General features: G+C 69.2%; 17 protein-coding genes. 9 read left to right on the top strand and 8 right to left on the bottom strand.

Features of this window, described 5'->3' with window-relative positions:
• The first annotated feature begins 93 nt into the window (after window positions 1-93).
• The 4 genes from JKG67_RS09650 to JKG67_RS09665 all read left to right on the top strand — a co-directional run bounded on the left by JKG67_RS09650 (window position 94) and on the right by JKG67_RS09665 (window position 3553).
• Entirely contained in the window at window positions 94-891 is a 798-nt protein-coding gene (locus tag JKG67_RS09650; RefSeq protein WP_203337105.1) for a hypothetical protein, read from the top strand.
• A 248-nt stretch (window positions 892-1139) separates the two neighbouring features.
• Window positions 1140-1904, top strand: a complete 765-nt coding sequence (locus JKG67_RS09655) for a hypothetical protein (RefSeq protein ID WP_203337106.1) — start codon at window positions 1140-1142, stop codon at window positions 1902-1904.
• 251 nt (window positions 1905-2155) lie between these two features.
• On the top strand, window positions 2156-2920 hold the full coding sequence (locus tag JKG67_RS09660) for a hypothetical protein (RefSeq protein ID WP_203337107.1): 765 nt from the start codon (window positions 2156-2158) through the stop codon (window positions 2918-2920).
• A 33-nt stretch (window positions 2921-2953) separates the two neighbouring features.
• Entirely contained in the window at window positions 2954-3553 is a 600-nt protein-coding gene (locus JKG67_RS09665) for a DUF998 domain-containing protein (protein WP_203337108.1), read from the top strand.
• Here the strand turns inward: JKG67_RS09665 and JKG67_RS09670 are convergent.
• A complete protein-coding gene (locus tag JKG67_RS09670; protein ID WP_203337109.1) occupies window positions 3539-5104 on the bottom strand; it encodes an NHL repeat-containing protein in 1566 nt (521 codons plus the stop codon). The two genes, JKG67_RS09665 and JKG67_RS09670, sit on opposite strands and share 15 nt — an antisense overlap.
• 51 nt (window positions 5105-5155) lie before the next feature.
• Window positions 5156-6637 (bottom strand): carboxyl transferase domain-containing protein, encoded by a 1482-nt coding sequence (locus JKG67_RS09675; RefSeq protein ID WP_203337110.1) that lies wholly within the window; start codon window positions 6635-6637, stop codon window positions 5156-5158.
• 164 nt (window positions 6638-6801) lie between these two features.
• Here JKG67_RS09675 and JKG67_RS09680 point away from each other — a divergent pair, with 164 nt between their 5' ends.
• Window positions 6802-7521: a hypothetical protein gene (locus tag JKG67_RS09680; RefSeq protein ID WP_203337111.1), complete on the top strand. Its 720-nt coding sequence runs from the start codon at window positions 6802-6804 to the stop codon at window positions 7519-7521.
• Between the two features lie 10 nt (window positions 7522-7531).
• Complete coding sequence (locus JKG67_RS09685) at window positions 7532-9037, top strand: amidohydrolase (protein ID WP_203337112.1); 1506 nt, start codon at window positions 7532-7534, stop codon at window positions 9035-9037.
• 51 nt (window positions 9038-9088) lie between these two features.
• Here the strand turns inward: JKG67_RS09685 and JKG67_RS09690 are convergent, their stop codons facing one another.
• Genes JKG67_RS09690 through JKG67_RS09700 form a run of 3 tightly spaced genes read right to left on the bottom strand, consistent with a single transcriptional unit; the run spans window position 9089 to window position 12345 of the window.
• Window positions 9089-9823, bottom strand: coding sequence for a glutamine amidotransferase (locus JKG67_RS09690; RefSeq protein ID WP_203337113.1), 735 nt, complete (start codon window positions 9821-9823; stop codon window positions 9089-9091).
• A gap of 31 nt (window positions 9824-9854) precedes the next feature.
• Window positions 9855-11141, bottom strand: coding sequence for an MFS transporter (locus JKG67_RS09695; RefSeq protein ID WP_307816496.1), 1287 nt, complete (start codon window positions 11139-11141; stop codon window positions 9855-9857).
• A gap of 10 nt (window positions 11142-11151) precedes the next feature.
• A complete protein-coding gene (locus JKG67_RS09700; protein ID WP_307816497.1) occupies window positions 11152-12345 on the bottom strand; it encodes a PucR family transcriptional regulator in 1194 nt (397 codons plus the stop codon).
• A 96-nt stretch (window positions 12346-12441) separates the two neighbouring features.
• On the opposite strand from JKG67_RS09700, the gene JKG67_RS09705 reads away from it, so the two are divergent.
• Together JKG67_RS09705 and JKG67_RS09710 are read left to right on the top strand one after the other, a co-directional pair.
• Entirely contained in the window at window positions 12442-13548 is a 1107-nt protein-coding gene (locus JKG67_RS09705) for a ferredoxin reductase (RefSeq protein WP_203337114.1), read from the top strand.
• Between the two features lie 61 nt (window positions 13549-13609).
• Window positions 13610-14854 (top strand): fatty acid desaturase family protein, encoded by a 1245-nt coding sequence (locus JKG67_RS09710; protein ID WP_203337115.1) that lies wholly within the window; start codon window positions 13610-13612, stop codon window positions 14852-14854.
• 32 nt (window positions 14855-14886) lie between these two features.
• On the opposite strand, the gene JKG67_RS09715 is transcribed toward JKG67_RS09710, so the two are convergent.
• Together JKG67_RS09715 and JKG67_RS09720 are read right to left on the bottom strand one after the other, a co-directional pair.
• On the bottom strand, window positions 14887-16818 hold the full coding sequence (locus tag JKG67_RS09715) for an acyl-CoA dehydrogenase family protein (RefSeq protein WP_203337116.1): 1932 nt from the start codon (window positions 16816-16818) through the stop codon (window positions 14887-14889).
• Window positions 16819-16935: 117 nt separating this feature from the next.
• On the bottom strand, window positions 16936-17307 hold the full coding sequence (locus JKG67_RS09720; RefSeq protein ID WP_203337117.1) for a hypothetical protein: 372 nt from the start codon (window positions 17305-17307) through the stop codon (window positions 16936-16938).
• Window positions 17308-17426: 119 nt separating this feature from the next.
• Here JKG67_RS09720 and JKG67_RS09725 point away from each other — a divergent pair, with 119 nt between their 5' ends.
• The gene (locus tag JKG67_RS09725; RefSeq protein WP_203337118.1) at window positions 17427-18224 is read left to right on the top strand and encodes a crotonase/enoyl-CoA hydratase family protein; all 798 of its coding nucleotides are present in this window, start codon (window positions 17427-17429) and stop codon (window positions 18222-18224) included.
• 4 nt (window positions 18225-18228) lie between these two features.
• On the opposite strand, the gene JKG67_RS09730 is transcribed toward JKG67_RS09725, so the two are convergent.
• On the bottom strand, window positions 18229-19215 hold the full coding sequence (locus JKG67_RS09730; RefSeq protein WP_203337119.1) for an LLM class flavin-dependent oxidoreductase: 987 nt from the start codon (window positions 19213-19215) through the stop codon (window positions 18229-18231).
• Window positions 19216-19241 lie beyond the last annotated feature (26 nt).

Consider the following 19241-nt stretch of genomic DNA (forward strand, 5'->3'; position numbering starts at 1 on the left):
GCTGAGCCATCGGTGCCGGTGGATCCGTGTGGGCTGTTGGATCCTGAGGACTACGCGCAATGGCGGACCGGGGACCAGGAACCGCGGGTGTCGATGAGCGGTCCGTCTGCGACGGCGGTGTGTTGGCTGACCTCGCAGTGGGGGATCGGGGCGGATGTGCTGATCGCCTACTCGATGGCTCCGCATGAGTCGTTTGAGCGGGAGCGTGAGCGGCTGGGGGAGAACACCAACTTTGGTGAGTTGGTGGCTTGGGATGGGATCGGTGATGCGGCGTTCGGGTACACGGAGCGGTTGCCGGTGCGGGTGGCCTACCACACTCCGGCTGGTCACACGAAGGGTTGGGCTCGGGTGGGGGATCACACGGTGTGGGTGCGGGTGAACCGGAGCATGGTGCCGTTGGAGGAGGTGCGGCCGTTGCTGGAGAAGGTGGTCGAGCGGGTTTCTCCGGCGATGCATGAGCATCCGATCGTGTTACCGGCGGAGTGCCCGGCACCGGATCATCCGGTCCTCGCCCGAGTGTTCGGTGAGGTGGAGTACGCCCGCGGTGATGCGGGCTGGGAGTGTACCTACATCTCCTCCCGGGGCTGGGTGATGCGGGCGGGGGGCGTGACGTTGAGCCCGGAGGCCCTGCAGCAGGAGAACGAGAGCAGCGATCGTTCCCTGGCGCAAGGGACACTGCGCCAACTGTCGGCGCCAGCGGGGACGTCGCGGCTGCGGGGCACCGATGCTCGCGATTGGGCTGACTACCTGACGATCGATGCCACCCGGCAGATGCTGCAGTTGAACTTCCGGGATGCGGGGTCGGGGTCGCGTCCGGTGGGTGTGTCGGAGGCTGACTTTGATGAGTTGATGGATGTGTTGATCCAAGCGTGGCGGGATGCGGTGGGTTGATGCATCGCAGGGTTCTCGGGGTGCTGGGCGGGCTGGTGTTGGTGATGGCTGGCTGTACTGGTGGTGGGGTAGCGGAGCCGACGGGTTCCCCGGCTCCCACGACGGAGCCAGCTCCGACGGCCTCGCCGGTCGAGGCCCCGGTGGATCCGTGCGATCTGTTGGATCCTGAGGATTACGAGCAGTGGCGGACCGGGGACCAGGAACCGCGTGTCTCGATGTTCGGTCCTCCTGCCTCGGCGGTGTGTCTGATGCCGTCGCAGTGGGGGATCGGCTGGGAGGTCCTGATCGGATACACGATGGTGCCCGGTGACCAGTTCGAGGACGAGCGTGAGCGGCTGGCGGAGAACCTCAGTTTCGCTGAGTTGGTTTCCTGGGATGGGATCGGTGATGCGGCGTTCGGGCATACCGAGCGGTTGCCGGTGCGGGTGGCCTACCACACTCCGGCTGGTCACACGATGGGCGCGGCGCGGGTGGGGGAGCACACGGTGTGGGTGCGGGTGAATCGGAGTCTGGTGCCGTTGGAGGATGTGCGGCCGTTGTTGGAGAAGGTGGTCGCGGGGGTTTCCCCGGCGATGCATGAGCATCCGATCGTGTTGCCGGATGCGTGCCCCGCACCGGATCATCCGGTGATCGCTCGGGTGTTGGGAGAGGTCGAGTACGCCCGGGGTGATGCGGGGTGGGAGTGTGCCTACATCTCGTCCCAGGGGTGGTCCTTGCGGGCGGCGGGGTTCACCTTGAGCCCGGAGGCACTCCGAGAAGAGAACGAGATCGGCGCTGACAACGTCGCAGAGGGAACGATGCGTACGTTGCCGGCGCCGGCGAAGATGCGACGCCTCAGATCCACCGATGATCGTGACTGGTTGGACTTCGTGACGGTCGATGCCACCCGCCAGAGGTTGCAGGTGAACTTCCGGGATGCGGAGTCGGGGTCGCGTCCGGTGGGGGTGTCGGAGGCGGACTTTGATGAGTTGATGGATGTGTTGATCCAGGCGTGGCGGGATGCGGTGGGTTGATGCGGGGTCTTCTCGGGATGGCGGTGGTGGTCGGCGTGTTGTTGGCTGGCTGCACGGGTGGCGGGACGTCGGTGTCGGAGCCGACGGGTTCCCCGGCTCCCACGACTGAGCCAGCTCCGACGGCCTCGCCGGTCGAGGCCCCGGTGGATCCGTGCGACCTGTTGGATCCCGAGGACTACGAGCAGTGGCGGACCGGGGACCAGGCACCCATGGTGTCGATGTTTGGGCCTCCTGCCTCGGCGATGTGTTTGGTGACATCGGAGTTGGGGATCGGATGGAACGTGGTGATCGGGTACACGCTGGCCCCGAGTGAGGCGTTCGAGCGGGAGCGGGAGTACCTGGAGGAGAACCTCAGTTTCGCTGAGTTGGTGGCCTGGGATGGGATCGGTGATGCGGCGTTCGGGTACACCGAGCGGTTGCCGGTGCGGGTGGCGTATCACACTCCGGCTGGTCACACGAAGGGGTGGGCTCGGGTAGGGGAGCACACGGTATGGGTGCAGGTGAATCGGAGTCTGGTGCCGTTGGAGGAGGTGCGGCCGTTGTTGGAGAAGGTGGTCGAGCGGGTCTCCCCGGCGATGCATGAGCATCCGATCGTGTTGCCCGATGAGTGCCCGGCGCCGGATCATCCGGTGCTCGCGCGTGTGTTCGGTGAGGTTGAGTACGCCCGGGGTGATGCGGGATGGGAGTGTTCCTACATCTCCTCCCGAGGCTGGGTCTTACGGGCATCTAGTTACGCACTGAGTCCGGAGGCGCTGAAAGAGGAGGACGTGAGCAGTGACCGTTCACTGGCACAGGGAACACTGCGACAGTTACCGACGCGGGAGGGGATGTCGCGACTCCGATCGACCGACGACAGCATCTGGAGGGACTACGTGACCCGCGATGCCACCCGGCAGATGCTGCAGTTGAACTTCCGGGATGCGGGGTCGGGGTCGCGTCCAGCGGGGGTGTCGGAGGCCGACTTCGATGAGTTGATGGATGTGTTGATCGAGGCCTGGCGGGACGCCATCGGCTGACGACCCACCTCGACCTGGCGGATGATTGACACCATGACCAGGACCCAGCGCTGTGGCGTGCTGCTTCTGTTGATCGGCTCGGCGGTCTGCCTCGCCGCAGTGCCTTGGGTGCTGACCGACGACTACGACTGGATCGCCCACACCACCAGCGAAGCCGCCGGCCAAGGCGTCGAAGGGGCGTGGCTGGCGCGGCTCGGGTTCTTCGGGTACGGCTGCGGAGTGTTGTGGCTCGCCCTGGCCCGCAGACCCAGATGGGGTCGAGTGGGCACGAGCCTGTTCGTCGTCTTCGCCGCGATGATGGCGTCGGCAGCAGTCTTCTCCAGCCGCCCCTGGACGCCAGGCACCACTTTCGACGTCGTCGAAGACGTGCTGCATTCAGTCGCCGCGACAGCGATGGGATTCGCGTTCGCCTTCGGCGTGGTCGCCGTGGGTCTGCGTCGTCGGCGCGTGCCGGTGCTGACCAGGGTCCGCGACCTTGTCGCCATCCTCGCGTCCGTGGCGATGCCGACGATGATGCTCCTCGCCAGCCATCAGGCCGGCCTATGGCAACGCGCGATGTTCGCGATCAGCTACCTGTGGTTCGCCGCAGAGACGGTCGACACCGGCCCGGCCGATTCCTCATCCGTCAGCTAGCCGGATCAGGCCCGCCACCGTCGCGACGTACGCCGTCCCGTCCGGCCCGAGGTAGATCGACGCGTAGTGGTTGTTCCACTGGATTCCGGTGCCGGTGAGGCGGCTCCAGGCGACCTTGCCGGTGCGGATGTCCAGGGCGGTGAAGTACCACGCGTCGATCCCGTCGGAGCGCGCCGGCTTCGTGTACGCGTAGACGAGGCCGTTGCCCAGCGACGCCTTCGGCACCGAGGTCGGCGCGGACACCCGGTTGTTGCTCCAGAGCACCTTGCAGTCGCCCCGCGGTCGCACCGACACCCGCGCAAAACCGGGGGAGGTGGTCTGGCCGAAGAGCGTCGACTGCGGGCCGGCGTACCCGTAGTTGTTCTCCACCATGACCGAGCGGCCAGCCGCCACCAGGCTGTTCTCGGTGGTGGATGTGCCCGCAGCGAAGACCGGCACCGTGCAGTGCCGCCGCTTGCGGATCGGCTTCCCGTTCGGCCGAGTGGTGCGCCGGTCGAAGGTGACGATGTTCATCCGTGGATCGGCGTTGTCGGCGATCACCACCCAGCGCTTCCCGATCAGCGTCGGTGAGGTGCCCGATCCCTGGGACAGCATCCCCGGCTTCACCGTGGAGCCACGGTCGTAGCGACGGCGCCAGGTGATCTCGGGGGTGCCGTCGCGGCGGGCGTCGAGCCGGTACATCGCATGCGTGGTCACGGTGTAGACGGCGCCGTCTGCATCGGCGGAGACCGAGTTGAAGTTGCCCTCAGGACGTCCGGCCGGCCCAGTGAGCCGGATCAGTCGGACGGCGCCGGTGCGGCGGTCCAGCGTGCCTGCCTGGCCCTGTTGGGTGAAGAACCAGACCCGGCCTGCGGCATCCGGGGTGACCGCGATCAGGCAGTCGTCGGCGCCGATGTGTCCGGCCAACTCCCAGGACCGGTTCCGCTTCAGCCCACTACTGGTCTGGGTGACCTCCCAGATCGCACTGGTGGTCGTGGTGGCGATCGCCCGGTCGTCTGCAGTCAGGTAGAAGTAGCTGCCGCCGCAGATGTCGGTGAACGGGTTGCTGAGTTTGGTCAGGTCCCGGCCGGGCATCGCCAACTCGGCGATCGGGTGCAGAGTCACCGGGTCGATGAGCATCATCACGAAGCCCTCCAGCCCCCCGCACAGGGCCTGGATCCGGCCCGCGGAGTCGAAGGTGATGGTGGCGCACTCGCGGATGCCGTAGCTGGCGGTGGTCATCTGCAGGTTGCGGCCCAGCGGGCCACTCACCAGATAGGCGTCGCTGCTGTAGGAGTCGTTGTGCATGCTGTTGGTGCCGTTGGGTGACTTGTGCGGGTTCTGCCAGATCGGCGGGTTGGCGATCGGCTGAGCGGTCGCCGGGGCGCCGACGAACCTCGGCACCAGCAGATCGGTCGGCAGTGCCGGGATCGGGAGCCCGGGAATCGCGGGGATCGGCGGAATCTCCAGGGCGCTGGCTGGGGGTGTCGGGCTGCCGAGAGTGCCCAGGCCCACGGTCAGGGCGAGGCTGCTGGTGAGCGCGATCAGGCGTGTGGTTGTACGGCGCAACATCCGCTGACTGTAACGTGTTTCACTTTTTCTGTCACGGGTTCGCTTCCCGCCTCACTGGTAGCGCTGTGTCCGACGCTGCACCGGGCCGGCCCCAGCAGCCAGCAACGTGGTCAGCTCCTCGCTGAGCACCGCCCCGACCCGTCGGCAGAACGCCTCCGGCTCGTCGGCGGCATCGGGCAGCTCGGGCACGATGCGGTCCACGATCCCGAGCTCGGCCAGTTCGGTTGCCCGCACCCGTTGGGCGCGCGCCATCTCGGGGGCGTGATCGAGGTCGCGGTGCACGATCGCGCTGGCCCCCTCGGGGGGAAGCGGAGAGAGCCAGGCATGCTGGGCGGCGACCACCCGGTCGGCCGGCAACAACGCCAGCGCCCCGCCGCCGTTGCCCTCGCCGAGCATCAGGCACAGGGTCGGTGCGTCGAGGGTGACCAGGTCGGAGAGGCAGCGAGCGATCTCGCCGGCCAGCCCGCCCTCCTCGGCCGCCACCGACAGCGCGGCGCCCTGGGTGTCGATCACAGTGAGCAGCGGCAACCCGAGTTCCGAGGCAAGCCGCATCCCGCGCCGGGCCTCACGCAAGGCCTCGGGCCCCATCGGATGGTCGGCGGTCTGGCCGCGCCGGTCCTGACCCAGGAACACGCACGGCGCGTCCCCGAAGCGCGCCAGGGCGATCAACAACCCGGGATCCCACTCGCCCTCGCCGGTGCCGTTGAGCGGGATCACGTCGGCGGCGGCGTACCTCAACAGCCGTCGTACGCCGGGGCGCTCCTCACGCCGGGACCGGGTGACCGCATCCCAACTGTCCACCTCGGGGATCTCTGTTCCGACCGTGTCGGGCGGTGTGGTCGCGGTGGCCGCTGGCCGTGAGCAGAGGATCCGCAGCGCCCGGTCGAGCAGGTCGCCGATCTCCGTGGCCGGCACCACCGCGTCCACGATCCCGTGCGCATGCAGGTTCTCCGCTGTCTGCACTCCTTCGGGGAACGGCCGGCCATACAGCGCCTCATAGACCCTCGGCCCCAGGAACCCGGTGAGTGCCCCCGGCTCCGCGACCGTGACGTGACCCAGCGATCCCCACGAAGCCATCACCCCGCCGGTGGTGGGGTGGCGCAGATAGACCAGGTAGGGCAGCGCGGCGGCCTTGTGAGCGGCCACCGCCGCGGAGATCCGCACCATCTGCACGAACGCCGGCGTACCCTCCTGCATCCGGGTGCCGCCACTGCACGGCGCCGCCACCAGCGGCAGACCTTCAGCGGTGGCCCGTTCGATGCCGGTGACCAGCCGGTCCGCGGCGTCACGCCCGATGGACCCGGCGAGGAAGCCGAACTCGCTGGCCAGCACCGCCACCCGCCGGCCACGGATCCGTCCCTCCCCGGTCAGCACCGACTCGTCGGCTCCGGACCTCTCCTGTGCTGCGGCCAGCTCGGCGGCGTACTCGCCGTTGAATCCGACCCGGGCCGGTGGGGTGTCCCAGGAGACCCAGGAATCCTGGTCGAAGACGAGCTCGATCAGCTCGCGGGCGTTGAGGCGCTTCGTGGTCACCGAGGCAGGGTATGTGACCTGGAGGCTCACGTGAGGACTCGTAGTCCAGTCCGAACTCGCAGCGACCGGCAGGAGATTCGATGTTTCAAACCACTGTCAGATGGGAATGATGACTCTATGACCGACAACGAAAAGCTCAAGAGTGGTTGGAATAAGGTCAAGTCGTGGTTCTGACTCGCCTCACAGGCACCTTCCGCGCGGCGGGCGCGGTGACTGGGGCGAGCGTCGCGGTGGGTGGTGCGGTGCTGACGGTTCTCGGACCTGGGGTCGCCGAGCGGGGGTTGGGGGTCTCGCTGGTCGCGGTCGGGGCGGGGATCGTGGTGGGGCTGGCCCACGGACGTTCGTACGCCGGGCAGGCGCGGGTGATGGAAGTCGGCGGTGGTCTCGAGTTCGCCCGCCGCGCGGGGTACCTGCCTCTGCGAGTGACCCTGTTGTCGGGACTTGTCGGTGTCGGGCTCCTGACGCCGATCGTGATGGGAGACGAGCCGGGGCTCCGGTTCGCTCGGCTCCTCCCGGTCATCTCGTTGGGGCTGCTCGCCCTCCTGATCGCGGTGATCGGGTCCACTCTGCGCGGGGCGCCGGGGCTGCGCCTGGATCCCGGTGGCATTTCGGTGCGAGGCCTGGCCAGGTTTGCCAGTTCCTCCATCGCCTGGCGCGACATCGACCGGGTCGAGGTGGATGCATCTCAGGTGCTGCTGGCGACTCGGAAGCCGTTCGTGGAGCGCGGCCCTGCATCGCTGCGAATCCCTCTCGGTGCCTTCGCTTGGCCAGGTGACGAACTGGCGGCCGCGATCACCTTCTACTCCCGACATGCCGGTGCTAGGGCTCAACTCGCCTCCGCTGCGGCACTGGACCGGTGGAAGGGGCGCCCACTCGACGCCTAGGCTCGGGCTCGTGAGTTCGCTGCTGATCCGTGACGTCCGGCTGGTCCCGTTCCCCGACCCTGGCAGCAGCGAGCCGGTCGACGTACTGGTCACCGACGGAGTGGTGGTCGCGATCGGCGAAAGCCTCCCCTTCCCCGCCGGCACCGTGCAGGTGATCGGCGGCGCCGGAAGATGGCTTATCCCCGGCCTGTGGGACGAGCACGTGCACCTGGGCCAGTGGACGTTGGCCTCGCAACGACTCGACCTGGCGGGCGTCAGGTCAGCCGAAGGGGCCGTCCAGTTGGTCGCCGAGCGGCTCGAGGAGTGGCCCGAGGTGCCGGTGATCGGCTGGGGACACAGGGTCACCCGCTGGCCGGACACGCCCCTGGTCTCCCAGCTCGACGCCCTCGACACCGACCAGCCGATCGTGCTGATCTCCGGCGACGGGCACCATGCCTGGCTCAACTCGGTGGCGTTGATGAGCCTGGCGCTCCCGCTGCGGGAGGGGATGGTCGCGGAGGGGGAGTGGTTCGCGGCGTACGGACGCCTCAGCGCCGTGCTCGGTGACGACGGCACCGGCCCGGACGCGTACGCCCGCACGATGGCCGCGGCCGCCGCCCACGGGGTGGTCGGCCTGGTCGACTTCGAGTTCTCCGGCGGCGTCCCCGAGTGGACGGAACGGTGGCACGCCGGCGCCGATCTGGTGCGGGTCCGGATGGCGACCTACGCCGACGGCCTGGACGCGGTGATCGCGGCCGGGTTGCGCACCGGCGACCCGCTGCCCGGAGGTGACGACCGACTGGTGATGGGGCCGCTGAAGATCATCAGTGACGGTTCGCTGAACACTCGCACCGCCTGGTGCTGTGAGCCGTACGCCGAGGAGGCGACGCTCGGGCACCCCTACGGCCAGCCGAACCAGACGCCGGAGGAGTTGCGCGACCTGCTCCGCCGTGCCTCCGCGCACGGTCTGGAGGTGGCTGTGCATGCCATCGGTGACCGGGCGGTCACCGATGCGCTGGATGCGTTCGCGCAGACCGGGGCGACCGGATCGATCGAGCACGCGCAGCTGATGCACCGCGCCGACGTCTCCCGGCTTGCCGAGCTGGGGCTGCGCGCCAGCGTTCAGCCGGCGCACCTGCTCGACGACCGTGACGTGGCCGACCGGCTGTGGCCCGGCCGTGGCGAACGCTGCTTCCCGCTGCGTTGGTTGACCGATGGTGGTGCGGACGTCCGGTTCGGTTCCGACGCGCCGGTCTCGCCGCTGGATCCGTGGCTGGCGATGGCGGCGGCCGTGCACCGCAGCGCCGACGAACGGCCCGGGTGGCATCCCGAGCAGTCACTGACCGTCGGTGAATCACTGGCGGCCTCAATGGCGGGCCAGTCACCGGTGGCGGTCGGCTCGATCGCCGACCTGGCCCTCCTGGACGCCGACCCCTACGCCTGCGGCAACAGCGGCCCGGATGCGGCTGCTCACCTGAGGGCGATGACCGTGGCCGCCACCGTCGTCGCCGGCGAGGTCATCTACGACGACGACTGACGAAGTGTCAGTTCTGGTCGGGCGAGGTTTCAGCTTTGGTCGGGCGAGGTGTCAGTTCCGGGCGTACAACTGGACGAACCGCCGCAACAGTTCCGGGGGATGGACGACCTCCGCGGACCGGGCCACCTCTTTGAGTCGCTCGGCCTCCTCGGGCGCGAAGTACCCGTAGTGCTTGTACGCCTCGACCCGGGTGGCCAGACCCTGGGCATCCAACTCGGGATGGAACTGGGTGGCATAGACATTGCGGCCGACCCGGAACGCCTGCACCGGGCAACTCGGCGATGCGGCCAGGTTCACCGCGTGCGCCGGCAGCGACGAGATCGCCTCCTTGTGCCCGACGAACGCGGTGAACTCATCCGGCAGTACGCCGGTCAGCGGATCGCCGCGGCCAGCCTCGGAGAGGCGGACGGTCACCGGCCCCACCGGCTCGCCGTACTGCCGGTCCACCACCGCGCCCTGGTGGGTCCCCAGCGCGCCGATCCCGTAGCAGCAGCCGAGGAACGGGATGTCGCGGGCGACCACCTCGTCGAGCAGCACGGCCAGGTCCTTCTCCACCCGCATCTGGGCGGCGGACTTGGCGGTGGCCGGGTCGGAGGCGTTGTAGGGACTGCCTCCGAGGATGACCCCGGAGCAGGCGTCCAGGTCCAGCATCGGCAGCGGCTCCCGCTCCAACCGGACCCGGATCAGGTCCGCCGGCGACAGGCCGCTGAACCGGAGCATCGCGGCGTACTCGTCCTCGGCCGCGGCGTCCTCGGCGCGGGTGGCGAGCAGTACGAACGGGAGCACCCCGCCACGGTAACGCCCGCAGCGCCCTTGCTCAGGCCAGTCTGGCCATTCGGGCATACCCCTCCGGGTCGTCGGCCTTCAACCGGGCCCGGGTCTTCACCCGATAGCGCCAGATCTGCACCAGCCCGAGGCCCCAGAGCAGGTACTGGGTGGCCATCGCCCAGCGGAACGCCTCGGGCGTGTAGTCGCTGCCGGTGGGGGTGCGCCAGTCCAGCACCAGGCCGATCATCACCACCAGCAGCAGGCTGGCCACGAAGCCGCCCTGGTTGATGATCCCGGTGGCGCTGCCGAGTCGGTGCGGTGGGTTGGAGGTGCGGCCGAAGTCGAAGCCGACCATCGACGCCGGGCCACCGACGCCGACCACAACGACCAGCAGCACCAGCAACCACATCGGCGCATGGCCCGGCCAGAGCAGCACCGCGGTCCACACGACCACGATGACGACGACGATGGTGAGCACCATGGTGGAGCGGTGGAACGGGTGGTGCGACGTCACCCAGGCCAACCCCGGCCCGGCCGCCATCACCGCCACCACCAGCACGGTCAGCAGCAGCCCGGCCGTCTCCGAGGTGAGCCCCTGACCACGGACGAAGAACGGGTACCCCCACAGCAGGCCGAGCGTGGTGGCGCTGAACTGGGTGGTGAAGTGGGTCCACAGGCCCAGCCGGGTGCCCGGATGGGACCACGCCTCGCCGAGCCCGAGCCGGACCTCGGTCCACGACAGCGGCGGCCCGGAGATCGACCGCTCCTCGGGGGTGTCGTGGATGACGGCGAGCAAGGCGATGGCCAGCACCACACCCACGCCGGCGGCCGCCAGATAGGTGGGGGTCCACCCGAAGTGACGCAATCCCAGAGTCATCGGGACGGCAGCGATGATCGCCCCGAACTGACCGAGGATGCCGGTCATCTGGGTGACGAACGGGATCCGCCGCTCCAGGAACCACGAGTGCACCAGCCGCAGCACGCAGATGAAGATCATCGCGTCGCCCATGCCCACGAAGATCCGCGCCGTCAGGGCGAGCGGGTAGCTGGTGGCGAACGCGAAGCCCGACTGGGCCAGCGTCAGTGTGATCAGACCGGCCAGCATAACCCGGCGGGAGCCGAACCGATCCAGCAGCAACCCGACCGGCACCTGCATCGCGGCGTACACCAACAGTTGCAGCATCGTGAACGTCGCCAACTGGGCGGCGCTGATCCCGAACCGGTCGGTGGCCGCCAGCCCGGCCACCGCCATCGAGGACCGGTGGAAGACGGCCAGCAGATAGACGAGCAGTGCCACCAGCCAGACCACCACGGCGGTGCGGGTGGGATTGCTCACGGACCTGAGCCTAGGCGTTGTCTCCAATCGGTGGCACCGCGAGCGCCACGGTCAGCTCGAGGATGGTCTGCGGGTCGTCCAACGCGTCACCGAAGACCTCACGCAGTTGGCCCATCCGGTAGCGCACCGTCTGCGGGTGCACGAAGAGCTCCCCTGCCACCGCCTCGCGGCGCCCGCGGTTCAGCAGCCACGACCGCAGCGTCTCGACCAGCTTCTCGGCGGTCGCCGGCCGCAGCTCGGCCAGTGGCGCCAGCACCCGGGTGCGGAGGTCGGCGATGGCCTCGGGGTCGGCCTGGATGACGAGTCCGACCAGGTGGTCGTCGGAGTCGACCGGTCCGCTTCGATCCGGGGTCAGCTGGTGGACCCGCAGGGCGCGCAGGTACGACGACCGCACCTGCTGCCAGCCCCGGGCCGGACCGATCACGGCGGCCCGGTCGCCCAGGGTGCGCAGCAGCGCACTGCGGGACCGTACGTCGGGCACCAGCAGCGCCGCCAGATCGTCGTCGTCGGCCTCGGGCAGCGAGTCGGTGACGCTCAGCGTCCGCTCGTCGAGCTGACTGAGCAGGCTGCTGACCGCCGAGCGGTTGAGGAGCACGGTGGTCAGGGAGCGGGGCGGCGCCCACTCGGCGCGTTCGGCGTACCCGTCCACGTCGTCGGCGCCGGCCAGCAGTTCCTCGGCCAGTCGCTCCAGGCGACGTTCACGGACCCGGCCCGCGGTGCTGAGTTCATCGGCGTGGCCGCTCATGCTGACGGTGGAGATCTGGTCGATGTAGTCGAAGACCAGCTCGGCGAAGCGGGCGGTCTCGGCCGCCGGCAGTCCCTGTCCGACCGCCACCGCGCTCATCCGGCGCCACGCCGTTCGGGCGCCCACCCGGTAGGCGTTGTTGAGGGCATCCATCGACCGGCCGCTGCGAGCCTCACCGCGGCCCAGCGCGTAGGCGGCCTCGAGGACGGTCTGGACGCGCTCGCCCAGGGCGCCGTCGGTGCCGTCCAGCTTGTCGATCCCGGTAGCAGCCAGATCGAGGAAGCCGCCGAGTGCGATCCCGACCGCGGTCTCGATGGTGCGGCCCATCCGCCCCCGGAACGGCTCGGAGTAGGACGGGACCTCGCTGATCACTGCGACCACGACCTGTTCGGCCGTTTCGGGCAGGTCGGCCCGCATCGCCTCGACGACATCGCCGGGCAGGCGAAGCCCGGTGGTCACTGGCCCACCGATATTGTTCGCAACGAACAAAAGAGTAGGATCGATTCACGCCTCATGGCCTAGGAGTTTACGCCCTGAAGGCAGCATTATGGAGACATGGCCACCGCCCTGCTCCGTCGATTCGCCGAACTCGCGGCTACCCCGCTGGTTCCCGACGACTACCTGGACCTCTTCAACCCGTTGCGCCCCGGCGCAGAGCTGCGCGGCCGGATCGTCTCAGTGCACCCCGAGACCGCCGACGCAGCCACCCTGGTGATCAAGCCCGGCGCCGACTGGGCCGGCCACGTCCCCGGTCAGTACGTGCGGATCGGTGTCGACGTCGACGGCGTCCGCCAGTGGCGCGCCTACTCGCTCACCCACGGCCCCCGCCGTGACGGACACATCTCGATCACCGTCAAGGCCGTGGCCGACGGCACGGTCAGCCCCTACCTGGTGCACCGGTCCCGCCCCGGCACCCTGGTCCACCTGGAGCAGGCCACCGGCGACTTCGTGCTGCCCGACCTCGACGTGGACCCGCCGAAGTTCCTCTTCGTCACCGCCGGCTCCGGGGTCACCCCGGTGGTCGGCATGCTGCGCAACCTCTTCCCGGTCACCGAGTCCGGTGTCATCGACCCGAAGTCGCGCAGCGCGGCGACCAACGCCGCCGGCCTGGACATCACCGTCGTGCACGTGGCGCCGTCCGAGCCCGACTCGATCTTCGGGGCCGACCTGGTGGCGCTGCACGCCGCCGGGGCGATCAACCTGGTCGCTCGGTACGACGACACCCACGGTGTCCTGGACATCAACCGGCTCGTCGACCTGGTGCCCGACCTGCACGAGCGGATCACCTACGCCTGCGGCCCGGGTGGGCTGCTGGATGCGCTGGCCGCGCACCATGAGGCGCTGGGTCTGCCGCTGCACGTCGAGCAGTTCAAGATCAGCACCGTGGAGCCCGGGGCCGGCGGCAGCGTCGCCTTCAACTCCGGTGTCGAGGTGATCGCCGATGGCGCCACCCCGATCCTCACCGCCGCCGAGTCCGCCGGCGTACTGATGCCCAGTGGCTGCCGGATGGGCATCTGCTTCGGCTGCGTGCTGCCGATGACCGACGGCGCCGTCCGGGACCTGCGCAACGGCGCGATCACCACCGCCGACGCCATGTCCGGGCCCGTCAAGATCCAGACCTGCATCTCCGCTGCGGCCGGACCCTGCCGCCTCGACCACTAGTCCGCTGTTGAGCCCGCCGAGATCAGGGATCTCAACGAAGCTCGACCACCGGGAGGAAATCATGACCACCATCACCAAGAAGCCCGACAACCCGATCGCGCACCTCACCCCCGAGGACATCGAGCAGATCGGCATCGAACTCGACGCGATCCGCCAGTCCGTGCTCGACACTCGCGGCGAGCGCGACGCGGCGTACATCCGCAAGCTCATCGACGTCCAGCGCAAGCTCGAGTTGGGCAGCCGCGCAGTGCTGCTGGCCAGCATCTTCCCGCCGGCCTGGATCGTCGGCACCGCCGGCCTGTCGGTCGCCAAGATCCTCGAGAACATGGAGATCGGCCACAACATCCTGCACGGCCAGTGGGACTGGATGCGCGACCCGAAGATCCACTCCACCACCTGGGAGTGGGACATGGCCACGCCGGCGTCCGCGTGGAAGCACAGCCACAACGAGCTGCACCACACCTACACCAACGTGGTCGGCAAGGACAACGACCTCGGCTACGGCATCATGCGCGTCGATGAGGACCAGCGCTGGCACCCGTTCTTCCTCGCCCAGCCGTTGTGGAACGCGGTCAACGCCTGCTTCTTCGAGTACGGCATCGCCGCCTACGACCTCGAGCTCGGCAAGAACCTGAAGATCCCCAAGGAGAAGCGCAGCGAGGAGTTCAAGGCCGCCGCCGCGGCGGTGCGCACCAAGATCCGCAAGCAGGCGACCAAGGACTACCTGGTGCACCCGCTGATGTCGCTGCCGACCGGCTCGTTCGTCACCACCCTGGCCGCGAACTTCGTCGCCAACGTGGTCCGCAACGTCTGGTCACACTCGATCATCATGTGCGGCCACTTCCCCGAGGGCGTGGAGACCTTCGAGCGGAAGTCGATCGAGGGCGAGACCCGCGGCGAGTGGTACGTGCGCCAGATGCTCGGCTCGGCGAACATCTCCGGCGGCAAGGCGCTGCACCTGATGAGCGGCAACCTGTCCCACCAGATCGAGCACCACCTGTTCCCCGACCTGCCGTCGAACCGGTACGCCGAGGTGGCGCCGCAGGTCCAGGCGCTGTTCGAGAAGTACGGGCTGAACTACGTCACCGGCAGCTTCCCCAAGCAGGTGTACTCGGCCTGGCACAAGGTGGTTCGGCTGTCGCTGCCGAACGGTTGGCTGGCGACCACCACCCCGAAGAACGCCCCCATGCAGCTGGCGAAGCTCTACAAGATGACCACCGGCGGTCGCAAGGTACGCCGGGCGCTGCAGGCCCGTCTCGAGCGGGACGCTCGGATGGCCAAGGATCGGATGGCGAAGGCCGCCTGAGCGTCACCAGGTGACCCGGTGCCGGCGCCCGCTCAGCGGTAGCGCCGGCGTACCGTCTCGTGCTCGCTGGGACCGGGAGTCCAGTGGGCGATCCACGGCCCGGTGCCCTCGGACTGGTCGAGGACACCGGCCTCCAGCCAGGTGAGGTCGCCGTCGAGCACCCGTCCGGCGAGGTCGCGATCGATGTCGTCGGTGTTGGTCCACAACCGCTCGAAGAGGTGCTCGGTCCGCAGCCGGGCCTGGTCGCAGAAGGCGTCGGCCAGGGCCACTGCCTCGGCGCCCTGCGCGGGGTCCCGTTCCTGGATCATCGCGGCCCGCGAGCAGGAGGCCGACATGGCGAACAGTTCCGCGCCGATGTCGACGATCCGGCCCAGGAACCCCTGCCGGTGCTCCAGCCCTGCCTGCCAGCGGGTCATCCCGTAGAACGTCTGACGGGCCAGCTTCCGTGAGGACCGCTCCACGAACCGGAGGTGCCGCGCCAGCGGCCCGAACTCGCCGTACGACGTGGGCACGGTGCCCTTGCCGGCAGCCAACTGGGGCAGCCACTTGGCGTAGAAGCCGCTGGCATGCCCGGCCGCCTTCACCTTGCTGCGCAGGTCGGCGTCGGCGACAGCCAGGTCGCCGGCCGCGGCCAGGTGCGCGTCGACGGCCTCGCGGGCGATCAGCAGGTGCATGATCTCGGTGGATCCCTCGAAGATCCGGTTGATCCTCAGGTCGCGGAGGATCTGTTCGGCGGGGACGGCGCGTTCGCCGCGGGCGGCGAGGGAGTCGGCGGTCTCATAGCCGCGTCCGCCGCGGATCTGCACCAGTTCGTCGACGACCCGCCAGCCCATCTCGCTGGCCCACAGCTTGGCCAGCGCGGCCTCGATCCGGATGTCCTTGGACCCGGCATCGGCCAACTCGGTGGAGAGCTCCAGGACCGCCTCCAGGGCGAAGGTGGTGGCGGCGATGAAGGAGATCTTCTCCGCGACCGCGCCGTGCCTGCCGACCGGGCGGCCCCACTGCACCCGTTCGCCGGCCCACTCGCGGGCGATCTTCAGCGACCACTTGCCGGCCGCCGCGCACAGCGCCGGGATGGAGAGGCGGCCGGTGTTCAGGGTGGTCAGCGCGATCTTGAGCCCCTCGCCCTCGCGGCCCAACCGGTTCTCGACCGGCACCTGGACCTGGTGGAACCGAGTGACTCCGTTCTCCAGGCCACGCAGGCCCATGAAGGCGTTGCGCTTCTCAACGGTGACGCCCTCGGAGTCGGTGTCCACCACGAACGCGGTGATCCCGCCGCGGCCACCGGCATGCTCGGGCACCCGGGCCATCACCACCACCAGTTCGGCGATGACGCCGTTGGTGGTCCAGAGTTTCACCCCGTCCAGGAGGTAGCCCGAGCCGTCCTCGGTGGGTGTGGCCGTGGAGGTCATCCGGGCCGGGTCGGAGCCGACGTCGGGCTCGGTGAGGAGGAACGCGGTTATGGCGCCGGCGGCGCAGGGAGGCAGGAACTTCGCCTTCTGGGCGTCGGTGCCGAACATCTTGACCGGCTCGGGTACGCCGATCGACTGGTGCGCGGAGATCAGCGCACCCAGGCTCGGGTGCACCGACCCGATCAGCATCAACGCCCTGCCGTAGTAGGTGGTGCTGAGCCCGAGCCCGCCGTACTCCTGGGGGATCTTCATCCCGAAGGCGCCGATCTCGGCCAGGGCAGCGATCGCGTCATTGGGGATCTGGTCGTCGCGCTCGATCCGCCGACCGTCGATCGACTCGCAGACCGCCCGCAACCGGGTGAGGTACTTCTCGCCGCGCTCGAGATCATCGGCGGAACCCTGCGGGTGCGGATGGATCAGCGCCAGGTCGAAGCGCCCCAGATAGAGCCCCTTGGCGAAACTGGGTCTGACCCACTCGGCCTCGCGGGCGGCCTCGGCCAGCTCACGCGCCTCGGTCTCGGTCGCTTCGATGCGGACGCCTGTGTCGCTCATCGCCAGTGCCTCTCAGTAGACCCTACTGATCAGTCATACTCCGAAGCGGTGCACAACGGAAGGGCTGGCGGGGTTGACTCCTTGGCAGGTGAGCAGGCGGGCAGGCAGCGGCGACGCTCAGTTGCAGTCGATGGTGCCGTCGGGGTAGACCAGTCGCAGGGTGGTCCCCGACTCGGCCAGATCACCCGCACCCTTGGCGACGATGCAGTGCATCACCGACTCGGAGTTGCTGCCGGTCATGGTCAGCTCCAGGACTCCGTCGGCGTAGGTGTACGCCGTGGCCGCCTCCAGTGCATAGACCAGACCCTCGCCGAGTGCATTGGCCAGGCCCTCCTCGCCGAGGACCTCGTTGAACTGGTCGAGGCCGGGGTCGGTGTCGTCGGTCGACCCGGAGACCGGCGCGGGCGCGGGCGCGGGGTCGACCGGATCGTCGGATCCGCAGGCGGTGAGCAGCAGCAGCGGCAGTACGCCGAGAAGGGCACGCTTCATGCGCCCCATGGTGGTGGCCAGGGCCATGGCCGTGCACTGAGCACTTCGTACCTAGCCGATTACTACTGGGCAGTAACGTCGATGCGGCACCCCAGGGGATCCCGCCCTACTCTTGTCCCATGACCCGACTCGTCACCTGCGTCATCGAGGACAAGATCGCCCACGTCCGGCTCACTCGGCCGGACAAGTTCAACGCGCTGACCCTGCAGACGCTGGACGAGCTGATCGCCACCGCGCGGATGCTGCGCGGCGACAAGTCGCTGCGCGCGGTCGTCATCTCCGGCGAGGGCGACTCCTTCTGTGCCGGCCTCGACTTCGCCACCGTGCTGAAGAACCCCCGCGGTGTCCTGCGCGCCTTCATCCCGAACCCGCTTCGCGGCACCAACGCCTTCCAGGAGGCCTGCTGGGCGTGGCGCCGGGTGCCGGTGCCGGTGATCGCCGCGGTGCACGGACACTGCCTCGGCGGCGGCCTGCAGATCGCGCTGGCTGCGGACTTCCGGGTGGCCACCCCCGACTCGACCTGGTCGGTGCTGGAGGGCAAGTGGGGCCTGATCCCGGACATGAGCGGAGTGCGCAGCCTCTCCGAACTGGTCGGCGTGGACACCGCCAAGCGGCTCACCATGACCGCCGAGATGCTGTCCGGCAAGGAGGCCGCCGACCTGGGCCTGGTCACCTGGCTCGACTCCGACCCGGTGGCGGCCGCTCAGCGGTTCGCCGAGGAGTTGGCCACCAAGTCTCCCGACGCGCTCGCTGCCGCGAAGCGACTCTTCGACGGCGCCCGGACCTCCAGTGCCCGGCGTACCTTCTCCCGGGAGCGGGTGGAGCAGCTGTACCTGCTGTTCATCCGCAACACCAAGGTCGCGCGCGAGGCTGCCTTCGCCAAGATCGCCCCGGAGTTCGGCCCCCGCTCCCGCTGACCCCTCAGCCGCGGACGGCCGGCATCACCGTCTCGCAGATCAGCCGCAGCGACGTCCAGGAGGGTTCGGTGGGCAGGCCGCCGCAGGCCGGATGTGAGGCGACCAGGGAGATCTCGCCGGTCTCGATCCGGGCGATCAGCTCGTCCGGAGTCAGTACGACGTACACGCCGGCGGCCCGCATCTCCTCGACGGTCGTGGACTCGTCGGAGACATGGTGCACCGCTCCCTCGGCGCGCCAGGCCTGATAGCCCTGGGCGTCGGCCAGCAGGTGCTGGCCCCATCGTTCCCAGAACTCGTCGGGGGCCGCGGCGCAGAAGACGTTCGCCGGTCCGGCGGGTGGCTGCATGACGATGCCGGGCTCCCGTCCGTGTGACCGGCAGGCCTCTCGGTAGGCCTCGGCCAGGGCGGCGTCGGCGTTCTGGGGCTGGAAGTGCAGGCCGAACGCCGCGGCCCGCCGGGCCGCGGCCACCGACCCGCCGCCGTAGAAGAGGAACGGGTGCGGTTGCGAGAACGGGGTGGGCGTGACCCGCACCGGCACTCCGTCGACGTCGACCTCCTCGCCGCGCCAGGCGGCCAGCAGTACCGCCAGGTTCCGCTCCATCAGTGCACCCCGGTCGGCCCAGTCCCGGCCGAACATCTGGTACTCCTCGCGGCGGTAGCCCAGCCCGAGGGTGTAGGTCACCCGGCCGCCGGTGAGGTGGTCCAGGATGGCGATCTCCTCGGCCAGCCGGACCGGGTCGTGCAGGTTGACCAGCAGTGCGGAGATCGAGATCGGGATCCGGCGGGTCAGGGCGGCGAACGCCGAGGCGACCAGCAGCGGACTGGGCAGGTAGCCGTCGTCGGAGCCGTGGTGCTCCGAGAGCATCAGCGCGTCCTGGCCGAGCTGGTCGACGTAGGCGGCCTGCTCGAGGGAGCGGTCGAACAGCTCCTGCCGTTGTTGCGGGTCGGCGCCGGGGGCGCGGAAGTCGTACCGGGTGACGAACATGGCCATGGCCAGACTCAACCAGAGAAGTGGAA

It is taken from the genome of Nocardioides limicola (assembly GCF_016827675.1).
GTDB classification, from domain to species: Bacteria; Actinomycetota; Actinomycetes; order Propionibacteriales; family Nocardioidaceae; genus Nocardioides; species Nocardioides limicola.

Excerpts from the sequence above, each read along its gene's own strand:
- JKG67_RS09650 (WP_203337105.1), top strand. The coding sequence starts at position 94 with ATGAGCGGTCCGTCTGCGACGGCGGTGTGTTGGCTGACCTCGCAGTGG.
- JKG67_RS09655 (WP_203337106.1), top strand. The coding sequence starts at position 1,140 with ATGCCGTCGCAGTGGGGGATCGGCTGGGAGGTCCTGATCGGATACACG.
- JKG67_RS09665 (WP_203337108.1), top strand. The coding sequence starts at position 2,954 with ATGACCAGGACCCAGCGCTGTGGCGTGCTGCTTCTGTTGATCGGCTCG.
- JKG67_RS09670 (WP_203337109.1), bottom strand. The coding sequence starts at position 5,104 with ATGTTGCGCCGTACAACCACACGCCTGATCGCGCTCACCAGCAGCCTC.
- JKG67_RS09705 (WP_203337114.1), top strand. The coding sequence starts at position 12,442 with ATGGCCACCGCCCTGCTCCGTCGATTCGCCGAACTCGCGGCTACCCCG.
- JKG67_RS09710 (WP_203337115.1), top strand. The coding sequence starts at position 13,610 with ATGACCACCATCACCAAGAAGCCCGACAACCCGATCGCGCACCTCACC.
- JKG67_RS09715 (WP_203337116.1), bottom strand. The coding sequence starts at position 16,818 with ATGAGCGACACAGGCGTCCGCATCGAAGCGACCGAGACCGAGGCGCGT.
- JKG67_RS09720 (WP_203337117.1), bottom strand. The coding sequence starts at position 17,307 with ATGAAGCGTGCCCTTCTCGGCGTACTGCCGCTGCTGCTGCTCACCGCC.
- JKG67_RS09725 (WP_203337118.1), top strand. The coding sequence starts at position 17,427 with ATGACCCGACTCGTCACCTGCGTCATCGAGGACAAGATCGCCCACGTC.
- JKG67_RS09730 (WP_203337119.1), bottom strand. The coding sequence starts at position 19,215 with ATGGCCATGTTCGTCACCCGGTACGACTTCCGCGCCCCCGGCGCCGAC.